Origin of the sequence: Lachnospira sp. CLA-JM-H23 (assembly GCF_040096425.1) — a bacterium.
In the GTDB taxonomy this organism is placed as follows: Bacteria; Bacillota; Clostridia; order Lachnospirales; family Lachnospiraceae; genus Lachnospira; species Lachnospira rogosae.
On sequence record NZ_JBBMET010000005.1, the window covers coordinates 164,165 to 182,734 of the forward strand.

The 18,570-nt window shown below is 37.1% G+C and carries 14 protein-coding genes; 12 read left to right on the forward strand and 2 right to left on the reverse strand.

What is annotated here, in order from left to right; all coding sequences use genetic code 11:
• Positions 1–244: 244 nt before the first annotated feature.
• From thrC to WMO42_RS08195, 6 genes are all read left to right on the forward strand, one after another.
• Positions 245–1,732: a threonine synthase gene (gene thrC / locus WMO42_RS08170; RefSeq protein ID WP_055174122.1), complete on the forward strand. Its 1,488-nt coding sequence runs from the start codon at positions 245–247 to the stop codon at positions 1,730–1,732.
• Positions 1,733–2,137: 405 nt separating this feature from the next.
• Positions 2,138–3,238: a heat-inducible transcriptional repressor HrcA gene (gene hrcA / locus WMO42_RS08175; protein ID WP_022013297.1), complete on the forward strand. Its 1,101-nt coding sequence runs from the start codon at positions 2,138–2,140 to the stop codon at positions 3,236–3,238.
• 17 nt (positions 3,239–3,255) lie between these two features.
• On the forward strand, positions 3,256–3,897 hold the full coding sequence (gene grpE, locus WMO42_RS08180) for a nucleotide exchange factor GrpE (RefSeq protein ID WP_022013298.1): 642 nt from the start codon (positions 3,256–3,258) through the stop codon (positions 3,895–3,897).
• 190 nt (positions 3,898–4,087) lie between these two features.
• Positions 4,088–5,968, forward strand: a complete 1,881-nt coding sequence (gene dnaK, locus WMO42_RS08185; protein WP_055174123.1) for a molecular chaperone DnaK — start codon at positions 4,088–4,090, stop codon at positions 5,966–5,968.
• Between the two features lie 193 nt (positions 5,969–6,161).
• Positions 6,162–7,292 (forward strand): molecular chaperone DnaJ, encoded by a 1,131-nt coding sequence (dnaJ, locus tag WMO42_RS08190; protein ID WP_022503199.1) that lies wholly within the window; start codon positions 6,162–6,164, stop codon positions 7,290–7,292.
• Positions 7,293–7,421: 129 nt separating this feature from the next.
• Positions 7,422–8,063 (forward strand): bifunctional 4-hydroxy-2-oxoglutarate aldolase/2-dehydro-3-deoxy-phosphogluconate aldolase, encoded by a 642-nt coding sequence (locus WMO42_RS08195; RefSeq protein WP_022503200.1) that lies wholly within the window; start codon positions 7,422–7,424, stop codon positions 8,061–8,063.
• 134 nt (positions 8,064–8,197) lie between these two features.
• Here the strand turns inward: WMO42_RS08195 and WMO42_RS08200 are convergent, their stop codons facing one another.
• Positions 8,198–9,490, reverse strand: a complete 1,293-nt coding sequence (locus WMO42_RS08200) for a dicarboxylate/amino acid:cation symporter (protein ID WP_022503201.1) — start codon at positions 9,488–9,490, stop codon at positions 8,198–8,200.
• 3 nt (positions 9,491–9,493) lie between these two features.
• Complete coding sequence (rfbD, locus tag WMO42_RS08205; RefSeq protein ID WP_022503202.1) at positions 9,494–10,333, reverse strand: dTDP-4-dehydrorhamnose reductase; 840 nt, start codon at positions 10,331–10,333, stop codon at positions 9,494–9,496.
• Positions 10,334–10,641: 308 nt separating this feature from the next.
• Between rfbD and WMO42_RS08210 the strand changes: the two genes are divergently transcribed.
• From WMO42_RS08210 to WMO42_RS08235, 6 genes are all read left to right on the forward strand, one after another.
• Positions 10,642–13,617: an insulinase family protein gene (locus tag WMO42_RS08210; RefSeq protein WP_082437064.1), complete on the forward strand. Its 2,976-nt coding sequence runs from the start codon at positions 10,642–10,644 to the stop codon at positions 13,615–13,617.
• A 43-nt stretch (positions 13,618–13,660) separates the two neighbouring features.
• Entirely contained in the window at positions 13,661–14,623 is a 963-nt protein-coding gene (gene era / locus WMO42_RS08215; protein WP_055174326.1) for a GTPase Era, read from the forward strand.
• A gap of 15 nt (positions 14,624–14,638) precedes the next feature.
• Complete coding sequence (gene recO / locus WMO42_RS08220) at positions 14,639–15,379, forward strand: DNA repair protein RecO (protein ID WP_022503205.1); 741 nt, start codon at positions 14,639–14,641, stop codon at positions 15,377–15,379.
• A 93-nt stretch (positions 15,380–15,472) separates the two neighbouring features.
• A complete protein-coding gene (locus WMO42_RS08225) occupies positions 15,473–16,300 on the forward strand; it encodes a pyridoxamine kinase (protein ID WP_022503206.1) in 828 nt (275 codons plus the stop codon).
• A 112-nt stretch (positions 16,301–16,412) separates the two neighbouring features.
• On the forward strand, positions 16,413–17,018 hold the full coding sequence (locus tag WMO42_RS08230) for a TatD family nuclease-associated radical SAM protein (RefSeq protein ID WP_022503207.1): 606 nt from the start codon (positions 16,413–16,415) through the stop codon (positions 17,016–17,018).
• Between the two features lie 150 nt (positions 17,019–17,168).
• The gene (locus tag WMO42_RS08235) at positions 17,169–18,557 is read left to right on the forward strand and encodes a glycine--tRNA ligase (RefSeq protein WP_022503208.1); all 1,389 of its coding nucleotides are present in this window, start codon (positions 17,169–17,171) and stop codon (positions 18,555–18,557) included.
• The last annotated feature ends 13 nt before the right edge of the window (positions 18,558–18,570 follow it).

An 18,570-nucleotide genomic window follows, 5' to 3' on the forward strand; every position in this document is an offset into this window, starting at 1 on the left:
ATTTATCAATCCTATAAATTATATGATAAAATTAGTAATAATTCAATATACCTATTGTTTTTCGTATCATTCCTGTTGTATAATGGTTTCTGTTTAAAGCATTTTTAACAGGAATCCGGTTAGTGATGATAAAGCTGTTCCATTTACCAGATGTTGTTCTGGCAGGTACATATGTATGTGGGAGACGGTTATGCATCAGATTGACTGTGATTCACCCCAATAAAATAAGAAGGTGGAATAAGAGATGAGTTTATTTTACAGAAGTACAAGGGATGATAGTGTAAGAGTAACAGCCTCACAGGCTATATTAAAGGGACTTGCTCCAGATGGTGGATTATTCGTACCAGAATCTATTCCTTCATTAGATAAGAGCTTAGAAGAACTTTCAAAGATGTCTTATAAGGAAGTTGCTTATGAAGTTATGAAGCTTATGCTTGATGACTTTACAGAAGAAGAGTTAAAGAACTGTATTGACAAAGCTTATGATTCTAAGTTTGATACTGAAGAGATTGCACCATTAGTTAAGGCAGAGGGTGCATATTTCTTAGAATTATTCCATGGTGCAACTATTGCATTTAAGGATATGGCTTTATCTATATTACCACACTTACTTACAACATCAGCTAAGAAGAATGATGTTAAAAATGAAATAGTAATACTTACAGCAACATCAGGAGATACAGGTAAAGCAGCTCTTGCAGGTTTTGCAGATGTTCCAGGAACAAGAATTGTTGTATTCTATCCTAAGAACGGTGTAAGCCCTATTCAGGAAAAGCAGATGGTTACACAGAAGGGTGCTAATACTCACGTAATTGGAATTAAGGGTAACTTTGATGATGCACAGACAGGTGTTAAGAATATATTTGGTGATAAGGAACTTGAAAAGGTTATGAACAATGCCGGCTTCCAGTTCTCATCAGCTAACTCAATCAATATAGGACGTCTTGTTCCACAGATTGTATACTATGTATATGCATATGCAAGACTTCTTGCTAACGGAGAAATCAAGGCAGGTGAAAAGATTAATGCAGTAGTTCCTACAGGTAACTTTGGTAATATCCTTGCTGCATTTTATGCTAAGAATATGGGACTTCCTATTAATAAGCTTATATGTGCTTCTAATGAGAATAAGGTGTTATACGATTTCTTTACAACGGGTGAGTATGACAGAAACAGAGATTTCGTTCTTACAACATCACCATCTATGGATATTCTTATCTCAAGCAACCTTGAAAGACTTATCTATAGAATAGCAGGCAACAGTGCTGAGAAGAACAGCGAGCTTATGGCTTCACTTAAAGAAACAGGTAAGTATGAGATTACTGCTGATATGAAAGCACAGCTTTCAGATTTCTATGGCAACTATGCTACAGAGGCGGAAGATGCTGCTACTATAAAGGATTTATATGAAACTTGTGGATATGTTATAGATACACATACAGCAGTAGCTGCTACAGTTTATAACAAGTACAAGGCAGACACTAAGGACGAAACTAAGACAGTTATAGCTTCAACAGCAAGCCCATACAAGTTTACAAGAAGCGTAATGGAAGCAATCGACCCTAAGTATGCTTCAATGGGTGACTTTGAACTTGTAGATAAGTTAAGCGAACTTGCTAAAGTAAAAGTTCCTAACGCTATCGAAGAAATCAGAACAGCTCCAGTCCTCCACAACACAGTATGTGAAGTAAGCGAGATGACCAATGAAGTAAAGAAATTCTTAGGAATATAATCTAATCCTAAGTAATTTCTATTAAGAATAATTTTAACCTCAATAAAACTGCTGTGTAAATCAGGCAAAGCCCCAGATTTACACAGCAGTTTTTTATGTAATAGGAAATTCTGATAGAATTATCGCACACGGATGTGCGATGGAGCGAATACGCAACAGGACGTTGCGTCTGAGCGTTTGCGTCCCTCATAACCACAACAAAAGGAAAGTCTTAGAAATACCCAATCAGCTTTCTGGTGCCCGAAGCCCCACCCCCTTCTCCAAACACTTAATAAAGTTTATAATTTATTTATACAAAAAATTAAATTAATTGTTGACATCACCCTTGCAAAGTGATACCTTAATTATGTTGATATTAGCACTCCTAATTATTGAGTGCTAACAACAAAGAAAAGGAGGTATGTCATGGGGCTTGATGAACAGCTTGATGAGCGTAAAGTAAAGATACTTAAAGCAATCATTAAGAACTACTTAGAAACAGGCGAGCCAGTTGGTTCAAGAACGATATCTAAGTTCACAGACATGAAGCTTAGTTCCGCGACAATAAGGAATGAGATGGCAGACCTGGAAGAGCTTGGGTATATAGTTCAGCCACATACATCAGCAGGAAGAATTCCTACAGATAAAGGCTACAGATTATATGTAGACGATATGATGTCTGAGAAAGAACAGAACATAACCAACAGAGAGAACGAGGTTGCTGTTAAAGAACAGGAATTAAGTTCAATGAAGGATATGTTAGGTGAGAAGGTTGAAAAGGTAGAAGAGCTTCTTCAGAATGTTGCCAAGGTTCTTGCCAAAGATACTAATTATGCAACTATGGTAACGACACCTAAGGTAACAGGCAATAAGCTTAAGTTCGTTCAGTTATCACAGCTTGAAGCCAATAAGATATTAGCCGTAATAGTTATGGAAGGCAATCTTATAAGGAATAAGGTGATAACAGTAAGCGAGGATTTGTCACAGGAGAATTTGTTAAAGCTTAACATTCTTATTAATACAACACTTACAGGGCTTACTCTTGAACAGATGAATTTGAGCATTGTTTCAAAGATGGAAAATCAGGCAGGAGAACATATTAATCTTGTCAAAGAAGTTCTTGATGCGATTGTTGATACAATAAGCAGCGCAGATGATTTAAAGATATATACAAGCGGTGCAACCAACATATTCAAGTATCCAGAACTTAGTGATTCAACCAAAGCCAGTGAGCTTATATATGCCTTGGAGGAAAAGCAGAGCCTGTCAGATCTTGTTGTTGATGATGACAATAGTGTTGATGAACAGGATAGTAGTTCCAACAATGGTATTCAGGTATATATAGGAAATGAAACACCGATTGAATCTATGAAAGACTGTAGCGTTGTAACAGCAACATATGAATTACAGGATGGAATGAAGGGTACAATTGGTATTATTGGTCCAAAGCGTATGGATTATGAAAAGGTTGTGGAAACCTTGAAGAATATGAGGACGCAGTTGGATGATGTATTCAAGAAATCATAGAAAGGTGAGGAGATAAGGTGTCTAAGAAAGATAATAACATTAATAATGTTGATGAAGCAGATGTTAATATTAATGATACAGATGTTACATCAGATACAGATAAAGACGCTGATACTGTAGAAGCTCAGGGCTCGTCTGACGCAGATGTGAAGGCAGAGAAATCTGACAACGCAAGTGATGCGCAAGGAGCGGAGGAAACAGTTGATATAAATAATAAAAAGGACCAGAAGGACGCTGTGATTGAGGATTTACAAGATCGTTTGAAGCGTCAGATGGCTGAGTTTGACAACTACAGAAAGCGTACTGACAAAGAAAAGTCAGCAATGTTCGAGATGGGAGCTTCGGATGTAGTAAAGAAACTTCTTCCGATAGTAGATAATTTTGAACGCGGCTTTAAGTCAGTGACAGAGGAAGAGTTACAAACACCATTTGCCAAAGGTATGGATATGGTTTACAAGCAGACAATTAAGATGCTTGAAGACTTACAGGTTAAGCCAATCGAGGCAGTTGGTTCAGAGTTTAATCCTGAATTTCATAATGCAGTTATGCACGTGGAAGATGACTCTCAGGGCGAGAATATTATCGTTGAAGAGTTCGAGAAGGGTTACACATATAGAGATGTGGTTATCCGCCACAGTATGGTAAAGGTTGCTAACTAATACATCAGAATATTTAGTTGATGTATAATGGTATGAGCTTTTACCAGAAGTAAAGTATGTGGGTAGTTGTGATATAGAAAGAATTCGTTTACAGGCTTAGGGCTTATCAGAACAATACACACACTTGTAACAAATAGAATTGATATTATTAAACAGTATGTCTATATAAGACATAGAAAGGAAGATAATTATGAGCAAGATTATTGGTATAGATTTAGGTACAACTAATTCATGCGTAGCTGTTATGGAAGGTGGTAAGCCAGTTGTTATTACTAACACAGAAGGTATCAGAACTACTCCATCAATAGTTGCATTTACAAAGAACGGAGAAAGATTAGTAGGTGATCCTGCTAAGCGTCAGGCAGTTACTAATGCTGATAAGACAATTTCTTCAATCAAGAGACATATGGGTACAGATTACAAGGTTGATATTGATGGTAAGAAGTACACACCACAGGAAATATCAGCTATGATTCTTCAGAAGTTAAAGGCTGATGCTGAGAGCTATCTTGGTGAGACAGTTTCAGAAGCTGTTATCACAGTTCCAGCTTACTTCAATGATGCACAGAGACAGGCAACTAAGGATGCTGGTAAGATTGCAGGTCTTGATGTTAAGAGAATTATCAACGAGCCTACAGCTGCTGCTTTAGCTTATGGTCTTGATAATGAACACGAGCAGAAGATTATGGTATATGACCTTGGTGGTGGTACATTCGATGTATCTATCATTGAAATCGGTGATGGTGTAATCGAAGTTCTTGCTACTGCTGGTAACAACAGACTTGGTGGTGATGATTTTGATAATGCTATTACACAGTATATGTTAGATGACTTCAAGGCTAAGGAAGGCGTAGATCTTTCTACAGATACAATGGCACTTCAGAGATTAAAGGTTGCTGCTGAGCAGGCTAAGAAGGAATTATCAAGTGCTATGCAGACTAACATCAACCTTCCATACATCACAGCAACAGCAGAAGGTCCAAAGCATTTTGATATGACACTTACAAGAGCTAAGTTCGATGAACTTACACACGACTTAGTAGAAAAGACAGCTGAGCCAGTTAAGAACGCACTTTCAGATGCAGGTCTTACAGCTTCAGAACTTTCAAAGGTATTATTAGTTGGTGGTTCTACAAGAATTCCAGCTGTACAGGATAAAGTAAAGCAGTTAACAGGTCACGAACCTAACAAGTCACTTAACCCAGATGAATGTGTTGCTATCGGTGCTTCTATTCAGGGTGGTAAGCTTGCTGGTGATGCCGGTGCTGGTGATATCCTTCTTCTTGATGTAACACCACTTTCACTTTCAATTGAGACAATGGGTGGTATTGCTACAAGACTTATCGAGAGAAATACAACTATTCCTACAAAGAAGAGCCAGATATTCTCCACAGCTGCTGATAACCAGACAGCCGTTGATATCAACGTAGTACAGGGTGAAAGACAGTTTGCCAAGGATAACAAGTCACTTGGACAGTTCAGACTTGATGGTATACCTCCAGCAAGAAGAGGCGTTCCACAGATTGAAGTTACATTTGATATCGATGCTAATGGTATCGTTAATGTATCTGCTAAGGATCTTGGAACAGGCAAGGAGCAGCATATTACAATAACAGCTGGTTCTAATATGTCTGATGAAGATATCGATAAGGCTGTTAAGGAAGCTGCTGAGTTCGAAGCTCAGGATAAGAAGCGTAAGGAAGCTATCGAAGTTCGTAACGAAGCTGACTCTATGGTATTCCAGACACAGAAGGCTCTTGATGAAGCTGGCGACAAGCTTGATGCTAACGACAAGGCAAATGTTGAGGCAGACCTTAACGCACTTAAGTCACTTGTTGAATCAACAGATGCTGAGAATATGACAGATGCTCAGGTTGATGAGATTAAGGCAGCTAAAGAAAAGCTTATGACATCAGCACAGAACCTCTTTGCTAAGATGTATGAAGCAACTCAGGGTGCAGGCACAGCCGGTGCTGGTCCTGATATGGGAGCTGGCGCAGGTGCTGATAATGCACAGGGAAGCGCACCTTATGGTGATGATGTTGTAGATGGTGACTACAAGGAAGTATAATTAAGTAATATATATGATGTGGTCTATGATTATTGAAGGTTATAATATCAGAGTTAATGTAATTAACAATGATTAATTATGGAGTTATATAAAGACTTCTTAAGACTTGACAATTATAGATGAAATCAGAAAGGAAGTCAGGACTCGTATCAGGGTACCTGACTCCTTTCGGGTATAGAAAGGCGGAACCTATATGGCAGAAAAGAGAGATTATTATGAGGTCCTTGGTGTGCCTAAGGACGCAGATGATGCAGCAATTAAAAGAGCATATAGACAGTTAGCTAAGAAGTATCACCCTGATATGAATCCGGGAGATAAAGAGGCTGAGGCTAAGTTTAAGGAAGCATCAGAAGCATATGCAGTTCTTAGTGATGCAGATAAGAGAAGACAGTATGACCAGTTCGGACACGCAGCATTTGAAGGCGGTGCAGGTGGAGCTGGCGGTGGCGGCTTTGATTTTGACTTCGGTGATATGGGCGATATATTTGGTGATATATTCGGTGGTATGTTCGGAGGCGGTTCAAGCAGCAGACGTAACAGCAACGGACCAAGACGTGGTGCAGATATAAGAGTTAATGTAAGAATTACATTTGCTGAGTCAGTTACAGGAACTAAGAAGAAGATAGATGTAACACTTAAGGATGAATGTTCTAAGTGTCACGGAACAGGTGCAAAGCCGGGAACAAGTCCTGAAACTTGTAAGAAATGTGGCGGACGTGGACAGGTAACAGTAACACAGCAGTCATTCCTTGGAATGATGAGAAGCGTACAGCCTTGCCCAGATTGTCACGGAACAGGTAAGATTGTTAAAGAAAAGTGTCCAGACTGCTATGGAACAGGTTATATAAGCAGCAAGAAGACAATTGAAGTTAATATACCTGCTGGTATTGATAATGGACAGTGTGTCCGTATTCAGGGCAAGGGCGAGCCAGGTACTAATGGTGGTCCAAGAGGAGATTTATTAGTAGCTGTAATGATATCAGCAGATCCAGCATTTGAGAGAGATGGATATAACATTTTCTCAGATGTTGTAATAAGCTATCCTACAGCAGTTCTTGGCGGAGAAGTCAAGGTAAAGACTGTTGATGGTGAAGTTATATATGAAGTTAAGCCGGGAACAGCTTCTGGCACAAGAGTAAGGCTCAGAGGTAAAGGTATGCCAACATTAAGAAATCCTCAGACAAGAGGAGATCATTATATTACACTTATTGTTGATATTCCTACAAAGCTTAATAATGAACAGAAAGAAGCACTTATGGAATATGATAAGACACTTACAGGAGAGGAACACAAACATCCAAAGAAGAAGGGCTTCTTTAAATAAATGCATAAAGTTCTTATAAAAATACAAACGAAATATATCATTTCATTGTTGTTTTTAAAGAATTATGATATAATCAAAGACACTGAGAAGTATCAGTCGAATAATTAAAAGAAAGGGGCTATTATTATAATGAGTAATATAGCAGATAAGTTTGAAGAACTTGGAGTAATTCCAGTAGTAGTATTGAATGATACAAAGGACGCACTTCCATTAGCTAAGGCATTAGTAGAAGGTGGTCTTCCATGTGCAGAAGTTACATTCCGTACAGAAGCAGCAGAGGAATCTATCCGTCTTATGCACGAAGCATATCCAGATATGGTACTTGCAGCAGGTACAGTACTTACAACAGAGCAGGTTGACAGAGCTGTAGCAGCTGGTGCTTCAGTTATCGTAAGCCCAGGTTTTGATCCAGAAATCGTTGATTACTGTATCTCTAAGAATATTCCTGTAATGCCAGGTATCGTAACACCATCTGAACTTGCTCAGGCAGTTAAGAGAGGTCTTACAAGAGTTAAATTCTTCCCAGCTACAGCAGCAGGCGGAATTAAGATGATTAAGGCTATGTGTGCAGCTTACACAACAGTAAGAATTATGCCTACAGGTGGTATCAATACATCTAACCTTGAAGAATTCTTATCTTGCGATAAGATCTTCTGCTGTGGTGGTTCTTGGATGGTTAAGGGTGACTTAATCAAGGCTGGAGAATTCGATAAGATTAAGGATATGACAGCTGAGGCAGTTGCTTTAGTTAAGGAAATCCGTTCTAAGTAATTAGTTCAGGCTACATAATTCAGATTATCGCTAAGATGACAATTGAATAATATTATTTAAAAGGGCTTCATATATCTGTGTGACAGGTATATGAAGCCCTTTTGCTCATAATATTAATAAATATTTATTGATAATTAGTTATCTACAGTAACATCAGAATTAAAGGTTTCTTTATTGACAAGGCCTTCCTGATTAGCAACGATAGTTGTACATACAGCATCACCAGTGATATTAACGGCTGTTCTTAACATATCAAGAATTCGGTCAATACCCATAATAAGGGCAATACCTTCTGTTGGAACACCTACGCTCTGGAATACCATTGCAAGTGTTATAAGACCTACAGATGGCACACCACTTGTTCCGATTGAAGCAAGTGTAGCTGTTATAATTACTGTAACAAGGTCAGATGGAGAAAGTGTAATTCCAAATATCTGTGCTACGAATATTACGGCAACACCCTGCATAATTGATGTACCGTCCATATTAACGGTAGCACCAAGTGGTATTGTGAAAGATGATATTTTCTTGCTTACACCAAGCTTTTTATCAAGTGTGTTGATTGAAAGCGGAATTGTTGCATTTGATGTAGCTGTTGTAAATGCGAAGTTCATAACTGGGAAGAACTTCTTTAGAAACTTAAATGGATTAAGTCTTGTAAAGAGAAATAAAAGTAACTGGTATACTACGAAGCACTGGATAGCAAGTGCGAGTATTACGCAGCCCATATATTTAAGCATTGGAACAAATGCGTCAAAACCAATATTAGCAAATGTTCTTGCGATAAGGCAGAATACACCGATAGGAGCTGCCTTCATAACTGCCATAGTCATTTCCATCATAAGGTCATTGAACTGACTGAAAAAGTTAGCTACAGTTGATGCCTTATTACCCATTTTCGCTAAAAGAATACCTACGAATAATGCAAATACGATAATTGGGAGCATATCAGCAGTTGCAAGTGATTCAACAGGATTCTTAGGTATTATGTTAAGAAGTGTTTGTGTAAGCGGTTGTTTCTCAGTGATAGTTACACTGCTTGTAGATACATTTTCAATTGTAACGCCAATACCGGGATTGATGAGCATAGCAACTGATAATGCAACTGATACAGCAACAGCAGTAGTAAGAAGATAGAAAAGAATAGTTTTAATACCTACTTTACCAAGTGTCTTAGTATCACCGATAGCCATACTTCCGCATATAAGTGAGCAGAATACAAGTGGAACTACAAGCATCTGCATAAGGCGGATAAAACCTTGTCCAATTACATAGAGGACACCCTCAACGATAACTGAATCACGGATATAGCCTGCTGGCATAAAATAGTGGATTAAAACACCACTTATTGCACCGGCTATAAGTGCTATGAATATCTTAGTAGAAAGCCCCATAGGCTTTTTTGTGTTTTTTAAAGATTTTTCCATTCTTTAGCAGCCTCCTGATAAATTAATATATTCTTTAAGCGCATCTTTCCAGTTCTTAGGCTGTTCAATGTGTTCAAGTCTTAACATCATATTATCAAGAACTGAATATACTGGTTTATTATTGTTGGCAGGAACAAGTTTTAACTTGTCTGTTGCATTGGCATATTCAAGAATAGTCCTGGCATATTCAAGACGGCTGCAAGAGCCCTGACATACAGCATGGTATATTCCAAGACACTCATTTTTAATGAAATATTCAATAATTCTGGCTAGCTCAGAAGCGCTTGTAGGACACGCATATTCATATTCAGATACAGTGAGTTCATTTACAGAAGGATCTTTAACTGCTGAAAGTACAGTGTTAAGGAAATCCTGTCCTATTCCATATACCCAGCTGCTTCTTAGTATCACATAACGCGAACAGAAAGACTGTATATAAGCTTCGCCGGCAAGCTTACTTTTACCATATATATTTCTAGGATTAGGTGTATCAAATTCATTATAAGAATGATCCTCTGTACCAGAGAATATATCATCTGTAGATATGTGAATTAGCTTTGCACCGATAGACTGTGCCATAACAGCAAGGTTTCGTGTTCCTACAGCATTTACTGCAAATGCTTTGTCAGGATTAGTTTCGCAGCCTGCAACATCACTGTAACCAACGCAGTTGATAATGATATCAGGACGATTAACTCTTGCATAATTGTTGACAGCTTCAAGGTCTGTAACATCGACTTCGTCAACATCAGTAGGGAATATTTCATACTCACGGCAGTCTAAGAGAGCAGAAAGTGCAGTACCAACGTGGCCTTTGGCACCGGTAATCCATATTTTTTCCATATAACCTCCATTCCAGCACTAACGCTTTCGCATAGTGCATTAAATATAATTTGTAATTTAGCTGCATATAATATATGTTAAAGAATAAGTGGGACAGCTTATATTATAATATGTTTATATGCAAACAATTAATTATACAATAAACTTGGTATTTGGCAAGTATTTTAAAAATGAAAATTATGCCATAAGATTTTATCAAGTTATAAATAATTGCTGGTTATAAAAATTATATAAATAGATTACAATATTGGCAAGGTATGGTACAATATATAAGAATATTGATTTTATTGATTAGATGAGGTTATCAGATGAGTTTTGACGTTAAAAAGAAGATAGAAGAATTGAATAAATCAGACATAATAAGTGGCAGTAATGCAAGATATGATATTGTCCTTGAAGAAGAATTAAAAGATCTTAATTCAGCAGGTATTATATTAAGACATAAGAAATCAGGAGCGAGGGTTGTCGTTATATCTAATGATGATAATAATAAGGTATTTTCAATAGGTTTTAAGACACCACCTTTTAACGATACAGGAATGCAGCATATAATTGAACATTCAACATTGTGTGGTTCAAGAAAATATCCTGTTAAAGATCCATTTGTTGAATTGTGCAAGGGTTCACTTAATACATTTCTTAATGCTATGACTTATCCAGACAAGACAGTATATCCAGTGGCAAGCTGTAATGATACTGACTTTAAGAATATTATGGATGTATATATGGATGCAGTGTTCTATCCTGCAATGTATGAAAAGCCAGAGATATTTATGCAGGAAGGCTGGCATTATGAACTTGATAATGCAGATGATGATATCAAGTATAATGGCGTTGTATTTAATGAGATGAAGGGGGCATTTTCATCACCAGATGACGTGCTTTCAAGATATACATTTGTATCATTATTCCCAGATACTGTATACAAGAATGAATCGGGCGGTGACCCTGAGGTTATACCTACACTTAAGTATGAAGATTTCCTTAAGTACCACGAGGAATATTATCACCCATCTAACAGCTATATATATATCTATGGCGATATGGACGTTAATGAAAGACTTGAATATCTTGACAGGGAATATCTATCAGACTTTGATGTATCAGATGTTGATATTCATGCCAATATAGAAAGACAGGCAGCATTTGACAAGCCTGTATATGAAACAAAGCCTTATGCCATAACAGAAGATGAGTCATTAGAGGATAATACTTATCTTTCATATAATGCAGTTATTGGAACTTCTGTTGATGCCAAGCTTTATCTTGCATTCCAGATACTTGATTATGCACTTGTTATGACACCGGGAGCACCTGTTAAGCAGGCACTTTTAGATGCAGGTATAAGCACTGATGTATATTCAAGTTATGAGACATCACTTTACCAGCCTGTATATTCAATAGTTGCCAAGAATTCTAATTCTAAGGAGCAGGACAGATTTGTATCAGTTATCAATGACACATTAGAAAAGCTTGTTAAGGACGGAATTAATGAAAGAACAATAGAAGCTGGAATTAATTATTACGAATTCAAATACAGAGAAGCAGATTATGGTCCATATCCAAAGGGACTTATGTATTATCTTACTATGATGGATAGCTGGTTATATGATGAAACAAAGCCATTTATTCATATTGAGGCGGGAGATACATTTGATGAGTTAAAGAAGAATGCCAGAAATGGATATTTTGAGAAGCTTATAAAAGAATATCTTCTTGATAATAACCACAAGTCAATTATAAGCCTTGTGCCTGAATATGGACTTGAGAAGGAAAAGGAACAGAAGGAAGCGGACAAGCTTGCAGAGTATAAGAGCACATTGACTAATGACGAATTAGAAGAGCTTGTTAAAAAGACAAAGGAGTTAAAGGAATATCAGGATACTCCATCAAGTCAGGAAGATCTTGAAAAGATACCAATGCTTGAGCTGTCAGACATTAAAAGAGAGCCTGCTAAGGATTATAATGATGTTAAGAGTGTTGATGGAATTAAGATAGTACACCATAATATATTTACTAATAAGATTGCATATATTAATATGTCATTTGACACTAAGTGTGTTCCAGATGAACTTATACCATATATGGGCTTGTTAGGCTCAACATTAAGTCTTATGGATACTAAGAATTATACTTATCCAGAGCTTACTAACGAGATTAATATTAACTGCGGTGGTCTTGCAACAGGAACAGCTCTATATAGCGATAAGGTTGATTTTAGTAAGAATACAATTGTATATGAGGTTAAGAGTAAGGCATTATATGAGAAAGTTCCATTTGTTCTTGGTATGATGGAAGAGATTATGTATAATACCAGATTTGATGACTATAAGAGATTAAAGGAGATAATTGCAAGAATTAAATCAAGACTAGAAGCTTCTCTTATGGGGCAGGGTCATTCAATTGCTATGTTAGAGTGCTGTGCACAGTTCTCAGAGTCGGCTTATTACTCAGATATATTAAGGGGTTACAAATATTATGAGTTCATTAAGAAGCTTGATGAAGAATTTGAGCAGAATAAGACACAGATAGTGGATAAGCTTAATAAGCTTGTTGGATATATATTCAATAAGGATAATGTTATAGTAAGCCTTACAGCAGACGATGAGGGTTATGACTGCTTTGTCAAGGCATTGTCAGCCAAGAGCTGTAATATCAAAGATGAACATTATAATACAGCAGTAAGAAGCTTTATACCGGTTAATGTAAAGACTGGATACACATCAGCATCACAGGTACAGTATGTTGCAAGATGTGGTAATTTCGTAAAAGACGGATATAAGTATACAGGAGCACTTAAAGTGTTAAAGGTTATATTCTCTTATGATTATCTCTGGATTAATGTAAGGGTTAAAGGTGGAGCTTACGGCTGCATGAGTGGTTCATCAAGAAATGGTGATTTCTATATGGTATCTTACAGGGATCCTAATCTTGAAAAGACTAACGATATATACGAGGGTGCGGCTGATTATATAAGGAATTTTAATGTCAGCAGAAGAGATATGGTTAAGTTCATAATAGGAACCATTGGAGAGATAGATGCACCTCTTACACCATCAGCTATTGGCAGCAGGTCATTTACACATTATATGTGCAATTGCACAGAAGATATGTTAAGAAAAGACAGGGAAGAAGTTCTTGATGCGACAGTTGAGAGTATAAGAGAACTTGCTCCACTTATAGAATCAGCAGTTGGGCAGAATTATTTATGCGTAGTAGGTAACCAGAAGCAGATTAATGAGGCAGCAGATTTATTTGATGAAATAAAGCCTCTTATCGGATAAATGATATTGGATATATAAGGAGAATACGATGAATTTAGATGAAATGCTTAAAGCCAGTGGAATAAGCGGCGGTGCTGCTTCTGGCAACGACAATGTGAAATCGGGATTTGTAACATTTATTGGAAGACCTAATGTTGGCAAGTCTACACTTATGAATAATATTATAGGGCAGAAGATTGCGATAACATCTAATAAGCCACAGACAACAAGAAACAGGATACAGACAGTGTATACAGATGAGAGAGGACAGATTGTATTTGTTGATACGCCGGGTATCCATAAGGCTAAGAATAAGCTTGGTGAATATATGGTAGGAGCTGCTGAGAAGACTATTAATGAAGTTGATGTTGTGTGCTTTATAGTAGAACCAACAACGTATATCGGAGCAGGTGAGCAGCATATTATAGAGAAGTTAAAAAAGGTAAATGCACCTAAGATATTAGTAATCAACAAGGTTGATACAGTAAAGAAAGAGGAGATACTTCCTGTAATCGACTGCTACAATAAAGAGCTTGAATTTGATGAGATAATTCCAGTATCAGCAAGAAATGGCAGTAATGTTGATGACCTTGTAACAACAATATTCAAATATCTTACTTACGGACCTATGTTCTATGATGAAGATACTGTTACAGACCAGCCATTAAGACAGATTGTTGCAGAGCTTATAAGAGAGAAAGCACTTCATGCCCTCAATGAAGAAATTCCACACGGAATAGCTGTTGTTATAGATACATTTAAAGACAGAAAGTCATCTAAAGGCAAGATTACAGATATAGATGCAACAATAATATGTGAAAGAGATTCACATAAGGGTATTATCATCGGCAAGGGTGGTGAAATGCTTAAAAAGATAGGAACTAATGCCAGGTATGAGATAGAAAAGCAACTTGGCAACAAGGTTAATCTTAAACTCTGGGTGAAGGTTAAGAAGGAATGGAGAGACAGCGACATTCTTATAAAGAATTTTGGCTATGATAAGAAAGATAACAAGACACAGAATTAATCCGGAGGTGGCAGGGTGGCTGATGTAGTTTCTGTCACAGGATTTATATTGTCGAGTATGCCTGTTGGAGATTATGACAGACGTGTTGTCATACTCAGCAGGGAGCTTGGTAAGATAGCGGCATTTGCCAAAGGAGCAAGACGTCCTAACAGCCACCTGATAGGAGTTACAAGACCATTTATATTTGGAACATTCGAGGTGTACAGGGGCAGGGACTCTTACACAATACAGAAAGCCAATGTTACGAATTATTTTGAAGAGCTTGTAAGCGATCTTGATGGTGTGCTGTACGGATATTATTTTGCGGAGCTGGCAGAATATTATGGCAGGGAAAATCTTGATGCCGCAGATATGATTAATCTTTTATATGTTGCATTTAAGGCACTGGTTAATAAATCATTACCCAATGAACTTGTAAGATATATATATGAGATACGGCTGATAGCCGTTAATGGAGAGTGTCCGGATTTCTTTAGCTGTGCAGGCTGCGGAAGTGAGAAGGAGTTACAGTTATATTCATATAAGGAAAATGGAATGTACTGCGTGGAGTGTGCTGCCTCGTCGGGTGACGGAATAGTGCTTCAATCTTCAACCTTGTATACATTACAGTATATTATTACAGCACCACTTACAAAGCTGTTTAACTTCGTTGTAAAAGCTGATGTGCTAAATGAACTTAAAAAGGTGGTGAATAGAATAGAATTTATCACATTTGATAAACATTTCAAATCCAAAGAAATGCTTGATATTGGTTAAGAGTATATAGGTTTTAAGAAGATATTAATTTTAATATTATATTGGTTAAGATATTACTGATTAAAGTTAAATATATGATAGGAAGGAAGATTTATGAGTCATAATAACCAGAAAAAGATAGCAGCTATTAATGATTACTCAGGTTTTGGAAGATGTTCTATAGCTGTAGAGCTTCCGATTATATCAGCTCTTAAAGTGCAGTGTTGCCCACTGCCAACATCAATATTGTCTAATCATACAGGTTTTGAAAGCTTTTATTTTGAAGACTTTACAGAAAGTATGCCGGCTTATATAAAGGAGTGGGAGAAGCTTAATCTTAAATTCGATGGAATATGTACAGGTTTTCTAGGTTCTCATAAACAGATTGAGATAGTCAGATATTTCTTTGACATATTTAAGACACCTGATAATATAGTTGTTGTTGACCCTGTTATGGGTGATTACGGTAATTTGTATGCTACATATACTAAAGAAACCTGCGAAGAGATGAAAAAGCTTGTAAGTTATGCCAATATTCTTACACCTAATCTTACAGAAGCCTGTATATTAACAGGCAGGGAATATAATGCAGAGTACGGTAATGAAGAGCTTGAGATAATCGCTAAGCAGTTATCAGATATGGGACCTTCAAAGATAGTTATAACAGGAATTGTCAGAGGTACATATATTGCTAACTATTGTTATGAGGACGGCTGTGGCGGATATGAGATTAAGACAACTAAGGTTGGAACACAGAGGTCTGGAACCGGTGATATATTTACGGCGATAATTGCAGCAGATGCAGTTAATAAAGTTAATTTCCACGAATCAGTAAGAAAGGCTTCACAGTTCATAAAGAAATGCATAATGAAATCAATAGAATTAGAGATACCAGTTACTGACGGAGTGTGCTTTGAGGAGCTGCTTACAACATTAAGATGATTAATGGATAAGATATTAAAATATTTTGATATTTAAGACGTCTGATAATAATGAGAGATAATTAGAAGAATGTTAATGTTAGATGATTTAATAAAAGAAAGAGAGAACAATTATGGAGATATTATATAAAGTACATAATAATCTTTATGTTAATATGACTAATAAATGTCCATTTGCCTGTACATTTTGTCTTAGACAGACTATGGATAGAATTGGCGAGTCGGACAGATTATGGCTTGAAAGAGAACCTCTTGTAAGTGAAGTTATAGATGAATTCGCCAAATGGAATCTTGATGATTTTGGTGAAGTAGTATTCTGTGGTTTTGGTGAGCCTACAGAAAGCTGGGATAAGGTAAGAGAGGTAGCAGCATTTATTAAAAAGACTTACAATAATAAGCCAATCAGAATCAATACTAATGGAGCAGGCAACCTTATCAATGAAAGAGATATAACAAAAGAAATGGCCGGTCTTATAGATACTGTATCAATAAGTCTTAACAATCCTGATAAGGATGAGTATAACAAGCTTGTAAGAAGTAAATTCGGTGATAAGACATTTGATGAGATGATAGATTTTGCGAAGAAATGCGTAGCAAATGGGCTTAATGTTGTTATGACAACGGTTGACACAACTATATCACACGAGGAAGAAGCACAGTGCCGGATAATATGCGATAAGATAGGTGCTTCTTATAGAATACGTCCATGGGAGTCATAATTACACGATATTCACAGTTGAAATTATACAAGGAATGTTATAGAATTAAAAAGATTATTGTGAAGATGCGAAATATTATGGTGTATATGTGTTAAGTACATTATCACCTTATCAATAGATGGCATCTGTATCTTTAGGAGGATTATTGATATGGAAAAGACAATGGAAAAGATAGTAGCTTTAGCAAAGGCAAGAGGATTCGTGTATCCGGGTTCAGAAATCTATGGTGGACTTGCTAATACATGGGATTACGGTAACCTTGGTGTTGAGCTTAAGAATAACGTTAAGAAGGCCTGGTGGCAGAAGTTCGTACAGGAAAGCCCATACAATGTAGGTGTTGACTGTGCAATACTTATGAATCCACAGACTTGGGTTGCTTCAGGACATCTTGGCGGTTTCTCTGATCCTCTTATGGATTGTAAAGACTGCCACGAAAGATTCAGAGCTGATAAGCTTATTGAAGACTGGGCAGATGAGAATAACTATGAGATAGAAGGTTCAGTTGATGCATGGTCACAGGAACAGATGAAGAACTTTATTGATGAGAAGAATATATGCTGCCCAACTTGTGGCAAGCACAACTTTACAGATATAAGACAGTTCAACCTTATGTTCAAGACATTTCAGGGTGTAACTGAAGATGCTAAGAATACAGTATATTTAAGACCAGAAACAGCTCAGGGTATATTTGTTAACTTTAAGAATGTACAGAGAACATCAAGAAAGAAAGTGCCATTTGGTATTGGACAGATCGGTAAGTCATTCCGTAACGAGATTACACCTGGTAACTTTACATTCAGAACAAGAGAATTCGAGCAGATGGAATTAGAGTTCTTCTGCAAGCCTGGAACAGACCTTGAATGGTTCAATTACTGGAGACAGTACTGCATAGACTGGCTTAAGGCACTTGGAATTAAAGATGATGAGATGAGAGCAAGAGATCATTCACCAGAAGAACTCTGCTTCTATTCTAAGGGAACAACAGATATTGAGTTCTTATTCCCATTTGGCTGGGGTGAATTATGGGGTATTGCTGACAGAACAGATTATGACCTTACACAGCACCAGACAGTATCTGGCGAGGATATGTCATACTTTGATGACGAAGCTAAGGAAAAGTATATTCCATATGTTATTGAACCATCACTTGGTGCGGACAGAGTGACACTTGCATTCCTCTGTGCAGCTTATGATGAGGAAGAACTTGAAGGAGGAGATGTAAGAACAGTTCTTCATTTCCATCCAGCATTAGCACCAGTCAAGGTTGGTATCCTTCCACTTTCTAAGAAGCTTAATGAAGGTGCAGAGAAGGTATATGCAGAACTTTCTAAGTATTACAACTGTGAATTTGATGACAGGGGTAATATCGGTAAGAGATACAGAAGACAGGATGAGATTGGTACTCCATTCTGCATAACATATGACTTTGAATCAGAAGAAGATAATGCTGTAACAGTAAGAGATAGAGATACTATGCAGCAGGAAAGAGTTAAGATTTCTGATCTTAAGGCATATTTTGAAGACAAGTTTACATTTTAATATAGGTATTAAT